At 27.9% G+C, this 15,999-nt stretch carries 18 protein-coding genes; 4 read left to right on the top strand and 14 right to left on the bottom strand.

Annotated elements, in window-relative coordinates:
* Window positions 1–59: 59 nt before the first annotated feature.
* The 4 genes from AC4FRL_RS01575 (at window position 60) to AC4FRL_RS01560 (ending at window position 2,944) form a co-directional block, all read left to right on the top strand.
* Entirely contained in the window at window positions 60–716 is a 657-nt protein-coding gene (locus tag AC4FRL_RS01575) for a pentapeptide repeat-containing protein (protein ID WP_491138261.1), read from the top strand.
* A gap of 150 nt (window positions 717–866) precedes the next feature.
* The gene (locus AC4FRL_RS01570) at window positions 867–1,211 is read left to right on the top strand and encodes a DUF1622 domain-containing protein (RefSeq protein ID WP_491138260.1); all 345 of its coding nucleotides are present in this window, start codon (window positions 867–869) and stop codon (window positions 1,209–1,211) included.
* A gap of 100 nt (window positions 1,212–1,311) precedes the next feature.
* Entirely contained in the window at window positions 1,312–2,097 is a 786-nt protein-coding gene (locus AC4FRL_RS01565; RefSeq protein WP_491138259.1) for a hypothetical protein, read from the top strand.
* A gap of 94 nt (window positions 2,098–2,191) precedes the next feature.
* A complete protein-coding gene (locus tag AC4FRL_RS01560; RefSeq protein ID WP_491138258.1) occupies window positions 2,192–2,944 on the top strand; it encodes a DUF7852 domain-containing protein in 753 nt (250 codons plus the stop codon).
* 38 nt (window positions 2,945–2,982) lie between these two features.
* Here the strand turns inward: AC4FRL_RS01560 and AC4FRL_RS01555 are convergent, their stop codons facing one another.
* The 14 genes from AC4FRL_RS01555 to AC4FRL_RS01490 form a co-directional block, all read right to left on the bottom strand.
* Window positions 2,983–3,492: a GNAT family N-acetyltransferase gene (locus AC4FRL_RS01555; protein WP_491138257.1), complete on the bottom strand. Its 510-nt coding sequence runs from the start codon at window positions 3,490–3,492 to the stop codon at window positions 2,983–2,985.
* Window positions 3,493–3,583: 91 nt separating this feature from the next.
* Window positions 3,584–4,261: a ferric reductase-like transmembrane domain-containing protein gene (locus tag AC4FRL_RS01550; protein ID WP_491138256.1), complete on the bottom strand. Its 678-nt coding sequence runs from the start codon at window positions 4,259–4,261 to the stop codon at window positions 3,584–3,586.
* A 333-nt stretch (window positions 4,262–4,594) separates the two neighbouring features.
* Window positions 4,595–5,752 (bottom strand): 1,3-propanediol dehydrogenase, encoded by a 1,158-nt coding sequence (gene dhaT, locus AC4FRL_RS01545; protein WP_491138255.1) that lies wholly within the window; start codon window positions 5,750–5,752, stop codon window positions 4,595–4,597.
* 99 nt (window positions 5,753–5,851) lie between these two features.
* Entirely contained in the window at window positions 5,852–6,280 is a 429-nt protein-coding gene (locus AC4FRL_RS01540) for a GlcG/HbpS family heme-binding protein (RefSeq protein WP_491138253.1), read from the bottom strand.
* A 25-nt stretch (window positions 6,281–6,305) separates the two neighbouring features.
* Complete coding sequence (locus AC4FRL_RS01535; protein ID WP_491138251.1) at window positions 6,306–6,818, bottom strand: cob(I)yrinic acid a,c-diamide adenosyltransferase; 513 nt, start codon at window positions 6,816–6,818, stop codon at window positions 6,306–6,308.
* Window positions 6,819–6,833: 15 nt separating this feature from the next.
* Window positions 6,834–7,184 carry a glycerol dehydratase reactivase beta/small subunit family protein gene (locus AC4FRL_RS01530; RefSeq protein WP_491138250.1) on the bottom strand — a complete coding sequence of 117 codons (351 nt, stop codon included), beginning with the start codon at window positions 7,182–7,184 and terminating at the stop codon, window positions 6,834–6,836.
* Window positions 7,177–9,024: a diol dehydratase reactivase subunit alpha gene (locus tag AC4FRL_RS01525; RefSeq protein ID WP_491138248.1), complete on the bottom strand. Its 1,848-nt coding sequence runs from the start codon at window positions 9,022–9,024 to the stop codon at window positions 7,177–7,179. The genes AC4FRL_RS01530 and AC4FRL_RS01525 overlap by 8 nt, the downstream gene beginning before the upstream one ends.
* Before the next feature lie 17 nt (window positions 9,025–9,041).
* Complete coding sequence (locus AC4FRL_RS01520) at window positions 9,042–9,467, bottom strand: diol dehydratase small subunit (protein ID WP_491138247.1); 426 nt, start codon at window positions 9,465–9,467, stop codon at window positions 9,042–9,044.
* Between the two features lie 18 nt (window positions 9,468–9,485).
* Window positions 9,486–10,052, bottom strand: coding sequence for a propanediol/glycerol family dehydratase medium subunit (locus AC4FRL_RS01515; RefSeq protein ID WP_491138246.1), 567 nt, complete (start codon window positions 10,050–10,052; stop codon window positions 9,486–9,488).
* A gap of 13 nt (window positions 10,053–10,065) precedes the next feature.
* Window positions 10,066–11,730, bottom strand: a complete 1,665-nt coding sequence (locus tag AC4FRL_RS01510; RefSeq protein WP_491138245.1) for a propanediol/glycerol family dehydratase large subunit — start codon at window positions 11,728–11,730, stop codon at window positions 10,066–10,068.
* A 335-nt stretch (window positions 11,731–12,065) separates the two neighbouring features.
* Window positions 12,066–12,818: a response regulator transcription factor gene (locus tag AC4FRL_RS01505; RefSeq protein WP_491138244.1), complete on the bottom strand. Its 753-nt coding sequence runs from the start codon at window positions 12,816–12,818 to the stop codon at window positions 12,066–12,068.
* A 17-nt stretch (window positions 12,819–12,835) separates the two neighbouring features.
* Window positions 12,836–14,068, bottom strand: a complete 1,233-nt coding sequence (locus tag AC4FRL_RS01500) for a sensor histidine kinase (protein ID WP_491138243.1) — start codon at window positions 14,066–14,068, stop codon at window positions 12,836–12,838.
* Window positions 14,069–14,221: 153 nt separating this feature from the next.
* Entirely contained in the window at window positions 14,222–14,926 is a 705-nt protein-coding gene (locus AC4FRL_RS01495; RefSeq protein WP_491138242.1) for an MIP/aquaporin family protein, read from the bottom strand.
* Window positions 14,927–15,159: 233 nt separating this feature from the next.
* Window positions 15,160–15,981 (bottom strand): MBL fold metallo-hydrolase, encoded by an 822-nt coding sequence (locus tag AC4FRL_RS01490; RefSeq protein WP_491138241.1) that lies wholly within the window; start codon window positions 15,979–15,981, stop codon window positions 15,160–15,162.
* Between the last annotated feature and the right edge of the window lie 18 nt (window positions 15,982–15,999).

The following is a 15,999-nucleotide window of genomic DNA, read 5'->3' as shown; positions in this document are numbered from 1 at the left end:
ATAAAAATCCTAGAAAGGTGGTGCATTTGTTACTATTAATAATTTAGTAACCTATATTTATGACACAAGATAAAAAAAATACAAATATTTTCAAATACAATAAAGCAGAAAAAAGAAATAAAAACTTTATGTATATGGACTTTAAAAGAGCAAATTGTTATAACTGTGATTTTTCCTCTTCTAATTTTAGTTATGCAAGTTTTAGAGGAGCTCATTTTAAGTCTTGTGATTTTTTCCAATGTAAATTTGACTCTACAGAGTTTATAGGAAGTAACCTTAAAAAAAGTAAATTTAAAAAAGCTAAATTTAAAAATGTAGTTTTTGAAGGAGTTAATTTAGAAGGTACAGACTTTTTAGGTGCAACCTTTGAAAATGTAATTTTTATTGATACAAAGCTAGATAAAGCTAATAATTTAAAATTTAATAAGGAAGAGGTTACAATTTATGAAAGTATACCTAAAATAGCTATAAGCACTTCTCTTAAAGAAGCTTTAGAAAAAGCTTTAGAAAATAAATATATAAAAAACTCTAGAGTTCTAGATACAAAAGAAGGAAAATTAAATACTATAAGTGTTATAAGACTACTTAAAAATCATAAGGAAAGTTTACTTATAGAAGGTCTTAATCTTTCTTCAAAAACAATAGATAGAGATTTTTGCACATTAAGTTACATAGATAAAAATATAAATAAACTTAAGGATTCTGGTTTATTATAAAAAGTACTTTTTAAAGTACTTTTTTTATTTTAAAATCTCTTATAAATATTTAAAAAAACATTAAAAGTATTATATAATTTATCCTCTTAAATCCTCATAAAATTTAATAAAAAATATTTTTTATTAAATTTTAAAAGGAGGAATTTGTTTATGTTTAGACACATTTTAGAAGTTGCTATATGGATTATAAATATTGTATCTATAGTTGTTCTTTTATTAGGAGTTATCTTAACTGTAAAGGATTTTATAATCTATGAAATTAAAGCTAAAAACAGAATAGAAGCAGTAAAAAAAATTACCATAGTAAAAAACTGTTTAGGAACTTATATTCTTCTTGGCTTAGAAATTTTAATTTGTGCAGATATAATAGAATCTATCTTAAATCCTACATTTCACGACATTATAGTTTTAGCCTCTATAGTTGTTATAAGAACTGTAATATCTTATTTCCTTAATAAAGAAATTGAATCTGATAAAAAACACCTTGAATGTTAAAATATTTAAAGACTAATAAAACTTAAAATTTATAAGTGATATTAATAATTCTAAAAATTTATAAATATTTATTTAGTAAATACTTTTTGAGGTTAATTTAATGAATTTAAAGTATATTTTATCTATATTTGTTTTATATAGCAAAGATTTGCTTTCTCTTAAGGTTACTAAAATTATTTTTACATTACTCTTTTGTCAACTACTACTTATAATTAAAGAAAATAATACTAATGCTGATTCCCCTTTAAATATCAAAACTATAGAAAAGGAAGAAAAAATAACCAAATCTCAAAATAGGGGTCAAATCAAAACATCATTATCTCACTTAAAGGCTTCTACATACTCTTTAAGTGTAGAAAATGTTTCCTTAGAAAATTATGAAAGCTTAATTTATAATAAAGCTTTGCCTAAATTCCCTATTTTTTTATCTTCTTTTTCCTTAGTTGATATATTTAAAGGTGATTTAGAATTTATAAAACCTGCTATTTTTATAAACTCTATTGAAAACAATCTTTCTATAAAATCAATTTCACTAATTTTAGACTCTCTAAATAGAAATGTGGCCTCATTATATATTGAGGGTTTATTAGAAGTTAAACTTTTCTATAATATAACTAAAGACAATTCACTCCCACTTATTTCTAAGGAAATGAACTCTTTAATTTTTATTCCCTTTAAAAGTTCTTTAAGAGTGAATTTTAAAAGTCCTTTAAAAGGAGAAAAAATTTACTTTGATGAAAACAATATTAAATTAAAAAAAGTAAACTTTACTAAAGATATTAAATATACAAAAAAAGAGTCATCAAAAAACTCTCTCTCTTTAATAAAAGAGTTAAGAATGTCTTTAATAGTCAATTATATTCTAGAATTGTATGATTTTGTATAAATTTATTTATAAAAATATCACTTTTTATAATGGCCTTGAATAGTATATAACATAAGATTAATAATAAAAATTTTATGTTATGAGGTGAAATTTAATGAGTTCTTGCTGTGAGAAAAATTTTCCTGTATGCTCTAATGATATAGAAGTTAATGTTGATAACTTTACTACAACTTTAGGTACAAACCCTACTAATGTAGGAAATGCTAAAGCTTTAGTTAGAGTATCTTCTGTTAATATAAATCATCCATTAACTAATTCAATAACTATTCCTGAAGGCTTTTATAGCATAAAAGGCATATCTAGAAGATTAGTTTTAACTCAATGCTATGTTGTTCCTATTTCAGCAACACCTAAAAATACTGGACAATTATTTGTAGAAGGATATATATTAAAAAATGTTCAATATGCTACTCCAATTTCTGAAGAAGATTCTAAAGAACCTTGTGAAGAATGTATTGTAATGAGAAATGATTATAAGGATTTAACAGCTAAAGTTAATTTCAGTTTTTCAGTTCCTTTAACTTTAACTAACGCAAACATAGTTGCGCCTACAACTGATACTGAAAGAGCGATATTGAAAAACTGTATGGGTCCTTGTGATAATGGAACTATGAGTGAATCTGATTGTGAAAGATTATTTTCTGAAACTGTAGTTTTACAAGAGCCATTTTCTTGTGAATTAGATAGATACACTATTAATGAAGCTGTTATAAGCAAAACTAACTGTTCTCTTACTAATAAGGACTTATTTGATACTGTAGTTGAAAAATTAAATTTAAATCTAGTTATATCTGTTTTCCAACTTAGACCAGTAACTGTAACAGTTCCAAATATACCAGCTCCTTAAAAACAAATTATAAAAAAATAGATAGCTTTTAAAGCTATCTATTTTTTTAACAATTTTTCAAAAGCTACTCTTTCACTTCCATCTTCTAAAAAGATTATTCCGCATCTTTCAAAATTATTCTTTAAAAGAGCTTTTTGCATTATACTATTATCTCTGTGAGTATCTATCTTTATACTATATATATCATTTTTAATAGCTAATTCTTCAGCTTTATTTATTAAAAACTTAAAAACATTTTTCCCTCTATATTTAGATGAAATAGCTACCCTATGCAGTACTATATAATTTTTATCACTTAACCATTTTCCATCTTTAATAAAATTGTAAGTACTTTCCCCTTCTAAAGATATTAAAAAGGTTGCAACTATCTCTCCTTCCTTAAGTAAAACATAACTATCCCCACTTTCTATATCCTCTTTTAATATTTCCTTATTAGGATATCCATCTTGCCACTGGTCTACCTTGTTTTCTTTTAAATATAATTTACCTTCTTCTATTATGCCTGTAATATATTCTAAGTCAGTAAGCTTTGCTTTTCTAAATTCCAATATAATTCCTCCTAATTATTATAATTAAAATAAAAACTTCCTTTATAATAAACTTAATTATTACTATAAAGGAAGTATGAAAATATTACAATTATGCTTTATATGTTTTTTTATTATTTAATAATTTTAATATAAAATAACTTAAAAATATAACAGAGTATAATATGACAGAGTTTAAGTTAAATGTCTTTTTATTAAATAAAATAAGAATTATATGTATATATATTAAAATATAAAATATGTAAGCTCCTTTTTGAACCTTCTTCCATTTGCTTGGTATCATAAGTTTTCTTATCTTCGTAAAAGAAGTTATGCATAAAGGTATCATTATTAAAAATGCTATTAACCCAACTATTATAAAAGCTATGTATAAAGGAGTTAATACCTTACCTTGAATAATTTTTTGAATGAATTTATATGTATAAATTATAAAGTGAGGTAAAATTAATATAGATGCTAAGATTGCCATTTCTCCTCTTACTCTTAGAAGTCTTTTTGTAATTTCATATCTTTTATTTAAAACTCCTGCAAACATCACTAGTATAAATAATGAGGTAGAAACAAAGCCTTTCATAAAACTTCTTTCTAGTACAAAGCCTATCCCTGTTAATTTAAAGCCTGTACATAGTTTGTAAAACTCATAAGATATAACAACTATACTTATTAACAGAGCTACTGAATATAAATATTTGCTGTTCTTTTTAAAAAAATTATTTAGTCCTATAGCTAAAATTATTACTGCTATTAATGAATAAATTAAGTATTCCATTGATTTCTCCTTTTATGTGTTATTGAAATTCATTTTCATTTATATATTACTATAATTATTATTAAAAATCAATTAATTTTATTAATTTATTTAATAATTTATTATTATTTTTAATAAAACATTAATTTTTACACTAAAAATATTTAGCATAAAAAAGAACTCTCTTAAATTTTAAGAGAGTTCTTTATATATTATGAAAAATCACTTTAAGTATTATAATCTATAGGTATAATATCTTAATTTAATTAATTTTATTGTTGTTTTATAAGTTTATATAAAGTTTATTGCATCTATGTCTTTTATTTTACTTAGACTATTAAAAATTTATTTTAATTAGAATGCAGCTTTAAATATTTCAACTATTTCTCTTTCGTTACCTTTTCTTGGGTTACTAAATGCATTACCATCTTTAAGAGCCATTTCAGCCATGTATTGGAAGTCTTCCTCTTTAACGCCCATATCTCTTAATCTAGCAGGAATTCCTATATCAGTTGATAATCTGAACATTGCATCAATAGCTTTTTGAGCAGCATCCATTACTGATAATCCTTCTATATTTTCTCCCATGAACTCTGCTATATCAGCGAATTTTTGTGGGTTTGAAATTAAGTTATATTTACATACATGTGGTAATAACATAGCATTAGCTACTCCGTGAGGCATGTCATATAATCCACCTAATTGGTGAGCCATTGCATGAACATATCCTAAGTTAGCATTGTTAAAGGCCATACCAGCTAATAATGAACCATAAGCCATATTTTCTCTAGCTACTAAGTTTTCTCCTAAAGCAACCGCTTGTCTTAGGTTATTTGATATTAATTTTATTGCTTGAATTGCAGCAGCATCTGTTACAGGGTTAGCATCTTTTGAAACATATGCTTCTACAGCATGAGTTAATGCATCCATTCCTGTTGCAGCTGTTAATCCTGCTGGTTTTCCAACCATTAACATTGGGTCATTGATTGATACTAAAGGTAAGTTTCTCCAGCTTACTATAACAAATTTAACTTTAGTTTTAGTGTTTGTTATAACACAGTGTCTAGTTACTTCACTTGCAGTACCAGCTGTAGTATTTACTGCTACGATTGGAGGAAGTGGATTTGATAAAGTTTCTATTCCTGCATAATCGTAAAGATCTCCTTCGTGAGTTGCAGCTATACCTATACCTTTACCACAGTCATGTGAGCTTCCGCCACCAACTGTAACTATCATATCACAGTTTTCATCTTTAAATATTTTTAAACCATCTCTAACATTTGTATCTTTTGGGTTTGGTTCAACACCATCATAGTAAGCTACTTCTATACCAGCTTCTTTTAGGTATTTTTCTGTTAATTCAACTGCTCCACCTTTTAATCCTCTTAAGAATTTATCTGTAACTATTAAAGCTTTTTTTCCACCTAATATCTTACATCTTTCACCAACTACTGATATTGAGTTAGCTCCCATAAAGTTTACACTTGGTACTAAATAATCGTACATTCTCATTTCATTTTCCTCCATTTTTAAACATTTTATATGTATTAAAATATATTTTAATATTTAAACTTTATTAAGTATTAAATATTATTACCTCTTTTTAAATAATTATTTATTGTTGAAACAATCAACAGCTGCTTGTGCTATAGCCATATCTTCTTCAACTGTTCCACCACTTACTCCAACAGCACCTACAACTTTTCCATCAACTATAATTGGGAATCCACCACCAAATGGAACTATTCTACAATTATTAGTTAATTGAAGTCCATAAAGGCTTTCTCCTGGTTGAACACATTGTGCAATTTCATGACTGCCTTGTTTTAAACAAGCTGCAGTATAAGCTTTATTTATAGCTATGTCTATACTTGTTAAAAAAGCATCTTCCATTCTGTGCATAAGCATTAAATTAGCTCCTGAATCAACAGCTGCAAAGATAACTGGAACATTTAATTCTAAAGCTTTAGCTTCTGAAGCTTTAGCCATTTCTTTAACTATTTCTAAGCTTAACTCTTTTTTATCATTTAATTTTTTCATAATTTTCTCCTCCTTTAAAATTTAATTATTTTTCTTCGTAATATCTTGCTATAGCAAATAAACAATCTGATAATCTGTTTATATACTTTTTAATCTCTTCTCTTAAAGGTTGAACCTCATTTAAAGAAATCATTATTCTCTCTCCTCTTCTAGCTACAGTTCTAGCTACATGAAGATTAGCTGAAGGTTTATTCTTACCTGGTATAACAAATTCTGTTAAAGGTCCTGCAATTGTCATATATTTATCTATTAGCTTTTCTAAATATTCTATATGTTCAAATTGAATTTTATCCTTTAAAAGTTCAAGACCTTTTTCATCACTAGCAAGCTCGGCTCCTAACATGAACAATTCCTTTTGTATTTTTTTAAGTTCCTTCTTCTCCTCTTCATCAGGTAGTTCAGCATAAGCTACACCTATAAATGATATTAATTCATCTATAGTTCCATAAGCATTTACTCTTAAATCATTTTTATCTACTCTACTTCCTCCAAAAAGAGAAGTTGTTCCTTTATCTCCAGTTTTAGTATAAATATTCATGTTAACACCTCTCATTTAAATATTTTTTAAAGGCATTCCTTTAACTAATCTTGCTGCATTAGCTCCTAAACTTCTTAAACAAACCTTTCCCTCTTCTATATTTATATAAAATAGTGGTTCTTCTAGCTTTAGCTTGTTAATAGTTAAGGCTACATTTCCCTCTTTATTAACTCCTATACCTACTGAAAGTTTTGAATCATCAGAAGCTAATTTAGCAAGCTCCTTAGCACTTTTTAAATCTTTATTTTTTATAGTAAAAGGAATTCCTTCTTCTTCTATTCCCCATAGAATTTCTTCTATATAATCTTCTTTTATATCTAAAGAAGTATATATAAATATACTTGGATGATTATAATCTTTAATCATTTTCCTTGACACCCTTTCTGTCAAAGGCTAAAACTAATCCTGTTGCCACAGCATTTCTTGGTCCTTCACAACCTCTTATATTTCCTCTTCCTGCAACTACTCCATAATGAGATAAAGCATCTGTTACTAATTCAGGAACTTCAAAATCTAAAGAAGAACCTCCAACTAAAACAACAAATTCTATATCTCTTATATTTCCTGTAGGAGAAACACTTTTTAAAGCTCTTAAACAGTTTGTTACAAAAACTCTTTCCTTAGCTGTTTTTCTAACATTCTTTATTTTTTCTATAGAAGTTTGACCATCTACAGGAATAAGCATTCCTTCCTTAAGGATTACTATTTTAGCAAAAACTGAAGAATCTAAAGGTTTTTCAAAGAATTCTACACTTCCATCTTCATGTCTTATATGGAATAAACTTTCAACCTTAGCTAAAGGATATTTCTTTATATCTTCTGCAAGACTAAAGTCTTCTATACCTAATTCTGATTTAATAAGCATAGTTACCATATTACCTGCACCAGCTAAATGTATTGAAGTTATATTTCCTTCTTTATTTATAATAGAAGCATCTGTTGACCCTGCACCCATGTCTAAAATAGCTAAAGGTGTATTAGTACCTGGTGTTGTTAAAGCTCCTCTTATTGCCATGTCAGCTTCTACTCCACCAACTTCTACAGGAACGCCTAACTTTTCTTCAAGTTTATTGGCTATTATTTGCATTTGAAGTTTATGTGCTTTAACCATAGCAGCTATTCCTACAGCATTTTCCATAGAAAACTCCTTAGCAAGACCACCTTTTACCTTTTGAGGTATAAATGTGTCTACAGCTAATAAATCTTGAATTTTTATGTCAGAAATATTTTGATTTGTTAAATCAGCCATAACCTGTCTAACCTTCTCAAGCATACCTCCAACATTAGAGCCAGCCTCTCCTCTTAAATCTTCTATAGGAGTACAAAGACTAACAGCCTCCATTATTTTATCTGCTCCCTCTTCAACATCAACAGACTCTTTTCTTCTAATTCCTGTTATATTTATTTTACCTGCTGGTATCTTCTTCTCTTTAACATCCCCTTGAGGAGTTTTAATTACAACAGCTGATCTATTTCCTATTAAAGCTCTAGATATAGGAACTATCATTTTAGTTTCCTCAGGATTTAAATCAAATACAGTAGCTATTCCATAAGGATTAGATAACTGTTTTATTACAGAACCTTGAGGTGCAACTTCTACAGCTGCCTTCATATTTACAGGAACCTTTTCTAAAAGCGAAACCTCATCAACTATAGGTATCTTTTTATTTAATCTATTATTTATTAAGACACCATCATCTTTTTGTATAATAGCAGCAGTTATATTTATTCCTCTTTTAGTAGCTTGATTCATCTTAAAAACAGCTTCTAAAAAGCTTATGTTTTTTAAAACTAATGGAATAAAAGCATTTTCATCTTTTATTTCCTCAAGATTTAACTTTTCTAAGTCTTCTAATCTTATAGTTTTTCCAATTCCTACTCCTAATCCTCCAGGTGTTGATGGATTGTGTCCTATCATAGTTGATTCTGTAATTATAGTTTCTGTTATAGTCTCCATAGCAACATCACCAATAACTGGTGCTGCTTCATTAATTCTTACTAAATCTAAATCCTCTAAAGTTAGGTTAGCTTTTCTTAAAGCTTGGTTTAAAGAAGAAATTACTCCGCTTATATTTTCTTCAGTTCCTTTAATTCCTGTAGTGGGAATTATCCCACTAGACAGAAATTCAACTTTATCTTTATAAACCTTACCTAAAGCAGTTTCAGTAGAAGAGTTTCCTATATCAATTCCTGCTATGATTTTCATCTTTTCACCTCTTGATTTTACTCTTCTATTCTTAATTTATTTCTAGTTTCATAAACTTCAGCAGCTTCTCTAACAAAATCAGCATTAACTTTAGCTTCATATTTTGTTTCAAGCTCATCAGCTATTTTATATAGTTCTTCTTTAGTTGAACGATATGGTCTTAAAGCATTATACATCTCTAATATTCTATCGTCTGGTACTCTTATAAGTTCTGCAGCTCTTCTAAAGTTTCTAGCTATAGCATCTCTATTCATACTTTCAGCTATTTGAGCTTGCATCTCTAAAGTTTCTGGTGAAATTCTTATATCCTCTGCATTGATTTCTCCACTTAAAACTTTTTCTAAAGTTATATCTTCTAAGGCTTTTCCTGTAGGAGTTTTTATATCTTCTTTTCTCTTAGAAGTTAAAGGATAATCTGCCGCAGTCATCTTCTTATTTTCCATGATTTCAATCCTTTCTAACTAAAACTCAACTTCTAATTGAACTGGTTTTTTACCTAATTCAACATGTTTTGTTTCTTTTATGTGTAATAAAGCTGCCTTTGCCATAAACTTAGGTCTAACCATTTGGTCATTTTTTACTGGTACTGGTGTTGGTGATTCACCTTTTGCATATTTAGCAGCATTTTTTCCGATTAATCTATAAGTTTCTGGTGTTAAAAGTGGGGCTTGTGAAAATAATTCTAAGTTGTTTAAAGGTAATAAATCTTTTTGATGTATTACAGTAGTTCCTTTAGATTGTATTCCTATACCTATACCTGACCCACTTAAACAAGCAGCATCATGAGCTATAAAAGATACATCTGAAGTTCTTAATATTCTAACAACTCTAGCATGTAATCCTTCCTCTTCTATTCCTGCTATAATTTCAAGTAAAGTTTCAGTATGAGGAACATCTACTATAGTTTTGTTTTGGTATTTTAAAAATGCAGGTGCTAATCCAATAACAACCTCATCTGATCTTAAACCAACCTTAGCTTCTCCAACTTCTTCAACTGTTATTTCTGGTATAAAAGTTCTTTCTTCCATTGACATTCTCCCCCTACTCTATATCCTCTGGTCTCATTACTGTAGGAACTTTTTTAATTTCTTCCCATCTTTCACCATCTAGTCTATATCCTGTTCCAGGTCCCATATAGTCATTTACATCATTAACAGCACTTATAACATTAAAGTCTTTATCTAAAATTGCTGAAGTTTGAAGATAATCTCCAGTAACTCTTTGCTTAAGCATATTTAACAGGTTGTTTGCTATATCTTCCATACCATTTTTGCTTAAAGCTTTTATTATATCTAATCCTGTTATTCTTCTCTCTAACATTTCTTCTGCAGCTTTTAAATCTTCAACTACATTTCTATTTGGCATCTCTTTACTTCCATGACAGTAAGTTGCAGCTTCTACTTCTTCATCTGTAACCTCTGGGAAGCCTAACTCTCTAAAGATTATTTGTATGCACTTAGCTGCTTTATTTCTAACCTTTATAGTTTCTTCTTCTGTAACTGGTCTTAATCCACCGTCAACCTTTAAGTCTCTTTGAAGTATGTTATAATCATCAAAGTCTTCTGCATCAAAGTTTGAACCTGCAAACATGTTATCATAGTTTGGAACTGCACTATATCCTGAGAATATAAAGTCTGTTCCTGGAAGCATTTGCATTAACATTCTTGCTGTTCTTCTTATATCTGAATGTGAGAATGTTTGGTCATTTGCTGAAGCAACCTCTATATCAAGCATTGCTGCTATTAAGTTTTCTCCAAGAACTGCTCTTATTCCTGATGGAACCGCACCTGTCATACCTATACAGCTAACTGCACCATTTTGTAATCCTTGAACTCCTGCACCCTTAGTTATATATATACATCTTGACTCTAAGTAAAGCATTGATCTTCCTTCTGAATATCCCATTAAGGCTTCTGAACCTGAACCTGATGTAAATCTCATTTTAAGTCCTCTTGAAGCATAAGCTGATGCTAAAAAGGCTTTTGACCATGGAGTATCATCTCCATCTGTAAATACTGACTCTGTTCCGTAAACTGAAACTGTCTCTGCATAACTTGTAAGTCCTCTCATACCAAGGTCAAGTTCTGTAGCTTCCTCAACTGCACATTGAGTTAAAACTCCGCCTCTACCTACTTGTGAACCTACTAATATAGCTAAAGCATTAAAAGGTGCATATCTTACAATACCTACTGTAGTTTCTTGTTCTGCAAATCCTCTTAAAGCAGCTTCTGCCGCATCTGCTGCTATTTGAACTGGATTGTCCTTTACATTAGTTACATGGCATTGATTAGCAGGTGTTCTTCTAGCTCTCATTTTTTGAAGAGCCATCATCATCTCAACAACGTTCATTTCTTGAATTACTTCTACAGCCTTCATAGGTGTTATTGAAGTTGTAATTTTAACTATCTCATCTCTACTAACATTTATATCAACTAATCTTCTTGCTATTTCTTTAGATGAAAGTTTCATAGATGCTTCCGCGTCTTCTATGTTTATAGCATACTCAGCTATAAATTTATCTATCATATCAAACTCATCTCTAGATCTTCCGTCTAATTCAGTAATTATTCCATTTTCTATTTTTATTGATGATTTTGGATCATTTGGACTATCTAAAGCTATTAAGCCCTCATCAGCCCACTCTCCTATAAGTCCATCTTGATTTACAGGACGTTCTGATAATACTTGGAATCTTTTAGATTTCACTTTAACGTCTCCTCACTTTCAAATTAAAATTCATTTGTTAATTTTTTGTCTATGTCTAGATTTTAATATAATTCTAATTAAATTCCATTGAAAAATTTTAATCTGTTATGTCAAATTCTTGTCGTATTTTGAATAAAAAATAGGATTATTTTGATTTTAATTTCTTAAAAATCAAAATAATCCTACCTAAATATAATTTTTTTAACACCTTTACTAAAACTTTAACTATATTTTCCTATTAATAACTATATTTTTATATGATGTATTCCTCAAAATATGGCTTTTCTCTAAAATAAACCTTAATAAAAACACTTCTTTGTTAATTTAATAATTAATTATTTTTCCCTAAAAGCCTTTGGAGTTATACCAGTTATCTTTTTAAAAACTCTTATAAAATATCCACAATCATCAAAGCCTAAATCTAAGGATATATTTATTATAGGCTCTTTACTTCTTTTTAAAAGTTTCTTTGCCTTTTCAACCTTTCTTTCATTTATGTATGTTATTACAGTTTTTCCTGTTTCCTTTTTAAAAACTCTGCTAAAATATCCAGGACTTAAATTACAAAGAGATGCTAATTCTTCTAATTTAATAGTTTTATCCATATTAGCATCTATATACTTAGTTACCTTATCTATTAAATTATTCTCACTTGTTAAAGTTTTTTCTAAATAACTATCATATGTATTATTTTTATTTTCAATCTCTATATTCTTATTTTCAATTTTATCCATTATGTTATTTACAATTTCCATTAACTTATCTGGTTTTACTGGCTTTATTATATAATCTGAACCACCTAAAACTAAAACCTTATGTATAAAATCAAAATCATCATAAGCTGTAAGCATTATTATTTCTTTATTAGAATTTTCATTTTTTATAAGCTCTAAGGCTTTAATGCCATTTATTCCTGGCATCTTTATATCCATAATTATTATATCTGGATTAAATTCTCTGTTTAATTCTAAAGCCTCTTTTCCATTTTTAGCTTGAATTATATCCTTAACTCTTGAATTTTTCTTCAATATAGAGGTTAAAACATTTCTTTCTAATTGCTCATCATCAGAAATCATTATACTAAACACAAAATACACTTCCTTTTTTAAAGTTTTCTAGGTATTATAATTTCTACTTTAGTACCATTTTTAACTTTACTATCTATATTTATACTATAATCTTCTCCATAATAGTGAAACATTCTTTTATTTACATTGTTTATTCCAACCTTATCTAAATCTAATTTATCCTTATTTTTTATTTCTTCTCTAATTTCACATAATTTTTCTAAGGAAATACCTACGCCATCATCAGAAATTATAATTATTAACTTATCTTCTTTGCTCTTAACTGATAAATTTATAGTTCCTCCTTGTTCTTTCTCTTCTATTCCATGTAAAACTGCATTTTCTACAAAAACTTGAAGAGCCATAAAAGGAATTTGAACATTAGAATCTTCTTCATCAAAACTTATATTATAGTGTATTCTGTCTCCAAAACGTACCTTTTGTATTTCTAAATAAGACTTAACATGATTTATTTCTTCGCTAAGTCTTACAAGTTTATTAGCTTTTTTCAAAGTATATCTTAATATATAAGATAAGTTGTAAATTACCTCTTGAGTTTTAGGGGCTTCTTCTATAATTGCTAAGGAAGCTATACTATTTAAAACATTAAATAAAAAATGTGGATTTATTTGAGATTGTAATGCCTTTAATTGACAATCCTTATATTCTTCCTCAAGTTCTAATTTACTTCTTTCAGCCATTGCAATTTCTATATTCTTTGTATATATTTCATTTTGAGTTCTCTTAAGCAATGCCTCTTCTACAATGTAATTGCTTACATGAGACATCATTTCAGATACAGCTTTTATTTTATCGAAACTAAGAACAGGTATCTTTTCATAAGCTTTCATAATTTTATCTTTAACATCACTTTTATATTCTAATTCTTTAGTTAACACAGCTTCTAATTCATGTTCATCTTCATCTGTAACTAAAACCTGCCCAACCATTACAGCTCCTAGATACTGACCATCAATTATTATAGGAACGGCTACATCTACAAGCCCTCTATGACATTTATATATATAAAAACTTCCTTCTCTAGCAGCTTCTAAGCCTCCTCTTGAATCACACTTTTCACAGAGCTTAGAAAACTCCTTTTGTTCTCTTATTAATCGGCAAAACTCACTACAACTACTGTGATTAGTTACAGGTACCCCTTTATAATCAACTGTAATCATAGCAAATTCTGTAGCTTTAGAAATGTCATCTTGTATTTTTTGAAAAGTATTTAAATCTAAAATTTCTCTAATATCTAATAACTTTGCCATATTTCCTCCCTTTCTTAAGAGCTTTAATAGTATTAATTTTATGGATTTTTTAAAAAATAATACTATTTAAGTTGAAAATATATTCATAAGTAAAAAAAATTATTATCTATATACTTATATAGATAATAATTTTAAATTTATTTACCTAGCTTATTAAAATATATTTACATAAACTAAGGCTCCACAAATTGCTCCTATTATTGGTGCAACTATAGGAATCCATGCATACTCCCACTTTGAGCTTCCCTTTCTAGGTATTGGAAGTAAAAAGTGTGCTAATCTTGGTCCAAAGTCTCTAGCTGGATTTATTGCATAACCAGTTGGTCCACCTAAACTTAAACCTATGGCCCATATTAAGCATCCTACAATAATTACCTTAACTCCATAATCTATTTCTTGAGCTCCTATTCCTAAAACAGCAAAAGTTAAAACAAAAGTTCCTATAAATTCTGTTAAAAAGTTTATTTTGTGGTCTTCTATTTCTGGAATGGTACAAAAAACTCCAAGTTTAGAATTTTGGTCCTCTGTTTCTTCAAAATGATTATAATAAGTTATGTAGACAATGACAGCTCCTAAGAAAGCTCCTAAAAGTTGTGCAATTATGTATGGAATAACTTGTTGCCATGTAAATTGACCAATTATTGCTAAAGCTATTGTAAGTGCAGGATTAAATAAAGCTCCACTTACACTTGTAAACATTGCAGCTGGAATAGCTACTGCTAGGGCCCATCCTGTAGTTATAACTATCCATCCTGAACTATGTCCTTTTGTCTTTTTTAAGACTACATTTGCAACAACACCATCACCAAGTATGATAAGTAGCATTGTTCCTATTAATTCTGCTAATAATGATGCCATAAATTAAACTCCCTTTAAACTTTATGACATAAATGCAATTATTTTAAATAAAACTTTAATATTCTTTAAACAACAATTATACTATAATACACATGTTAAAAAATAGTCAAGATTATTATTAAAAAATTCTTTTTTTATTAATAATTTTAAGAAATTAACTAAATATTCTTGATTTATAATGAATTTTTTTTCCATGTAAATCTTTTTATTTAGTTAAATTTTCAACATTTATTTTATATATTTAAAATCTCTCCTGAAGAAATATAATAAATTTTATCTTTTAATATCTCTTTTAACATATAAAAAGCTTTAAGTCCTGTACAATGGCATGTATAAAAATTACTATTTCTTTTCTTTAAATCCTCTCCTAAAGTATTTATAAAAGAATCACTTTCTATCTCTCCTGTACTAGGATTAAAAACATGAAAACCGCTTATTACATAATCTATATTTTTTCCTGCGATTTCTTCTGCCCTATCTAAAATATTTCTTATATCATTATGGGCACAGCCACCCATTAAAACCTTTAAATTATTCTCTGAAATAATAAGATTTTGTTCATGAATAAAATCATCTTCTAAATAAATTCCATTTTCTTTTTTATATAAAACTCTGTTAAAATCAGATGATTTATGAACTTTTTTAACTGTAGAAAAAATATATAATTCCTCATCTATTTTCAAATCACCTTCAGTTAATATTAATCTAGGATTGTTTTTTAAACTTTTATCTAACCCTATATATTTTTTAACATCACCAAAGATATGATAGTATTCATTAAAAGCCTCTTTATTTATATAAATTTTCGCCTTATCATTTATTTTTAGAAACTCCTCTAAGCCACCACCATGGTCATAATGTCCATGAGATATTATAACTGTATCTATCTCTTTTAAATCTACTCCTAATTTTCTAGCATTCTCTATAAAAACCTTTTTAGGTCCTAAGTCAAAAAGTAAATTATGCTTATCTGTTTTTATATGAAAGCATAAGCCATGTTTATTTTCATATTCCTCTGATATTTTAGTATTTTCAACTAATGTAGTTATTTTCAAAATCTCTCACTCCTCTTT

The sequence above is a fragment of the Clostridium sp. TJA032 genome (assembly GCF_058310275.1).
This window is presented reverse-complemented; position numbering and strand designations above follow the sequence as displayed.

Coding starts and splice junctions, on each gene's coding strand:
- AC4FRL_RS01535 (WP_491138251.1), bottom strand. CDS start 6,818: ATGAATATTTATACTAAAACTGGAGATAAAGGAACAACTTCTCTTTTT.
- AC4FRL_RS01550 (WP_491138256.1), bottom strand. CDS start 4,261: ATGGAATACTTAATTTATTCATTAATAGCAGTAATAATTTTAGCTATA.
- AC4FRL_RS01560 (WP_491138258.1), top strand. CDS start 2,192: ATGAGTTCTTGCTGTGAGAAAAATTTTCCTGTATGCTCTAATGATATA.
- AC4FRL_RS01565 (WP_491138259.1), top strand. CDS start 1,312: ATGAATTTAAAGTATATTTTATCTATATTTGTTTTATATAGCAAAGAT.
- AC4FRL_RS01500 (WP_491138243.1), bottom strand. CDS start 14,068: ATGGCAAAGTTATTAGATATTAGAGAAATTTTAGATTTAAATACTTTT.
- AC4FRL_RS01515 (WP_491138246.1), bottom strand. CDS start 10,052: ATGGAAGAAAGAACTTTTATACCAGAAATAACAGTTGAAGAAGTTGGA.
- AC4FRL_RS01530 (WP_491138250.1), bottom strand. CDS start 7,184: ATGATTAAAGATTATAATCATCCAAGTATATTTATATATACTTCTTTA.
- AC4FRL_RS01520 (WP_491138247.1), bottom strand. CDS start 9,467: ATGGAAAATAAGAAGATGACTGCGGCAGATTATCCTTTAACTTCTAAG.
- AC4FRL_RS01540 (WP_491138253.1), bottom strand. CDS start 6,280: ATGAAAAAATTAAATGATAAAAAAGAGTTAAGCTTAGAAATAGTTAAA.
- AC4FRL_RS01495 (WP_491138242.1), bottom strand. CDS start 14,926: ATGGCATCATTATTAGCAGAATTAATAGGAACAATGCTACTTATCATA.
- AC4FRL_RS01575 (WP_491138261.1), top strand. CDS start 60: ATGACACAAGATAAAAAAAATACAAATATTTTCAAATACAATAAAGCA.
- AC4FRL_RS01570 (WP_491138260.1), top strand. CDS start 867: ATGTTTAGACACATTTTAGAAGTTGCTATATGGATTATAAATATTGTA.
- AC4FRL_RS01525 (WP_491138248.1), bottom strand. CDS start 9,024: ATGAAAATCATAGCAGGAATTGATATAGGAAACTCTTCTACTGAAACT.
- dhaT (WP_491138255.1), bottom strand. CDS start 5,752: ATGAGAATGTACGATTATTTAGTACCAAGTGTAAACTTTATGGGAGCT.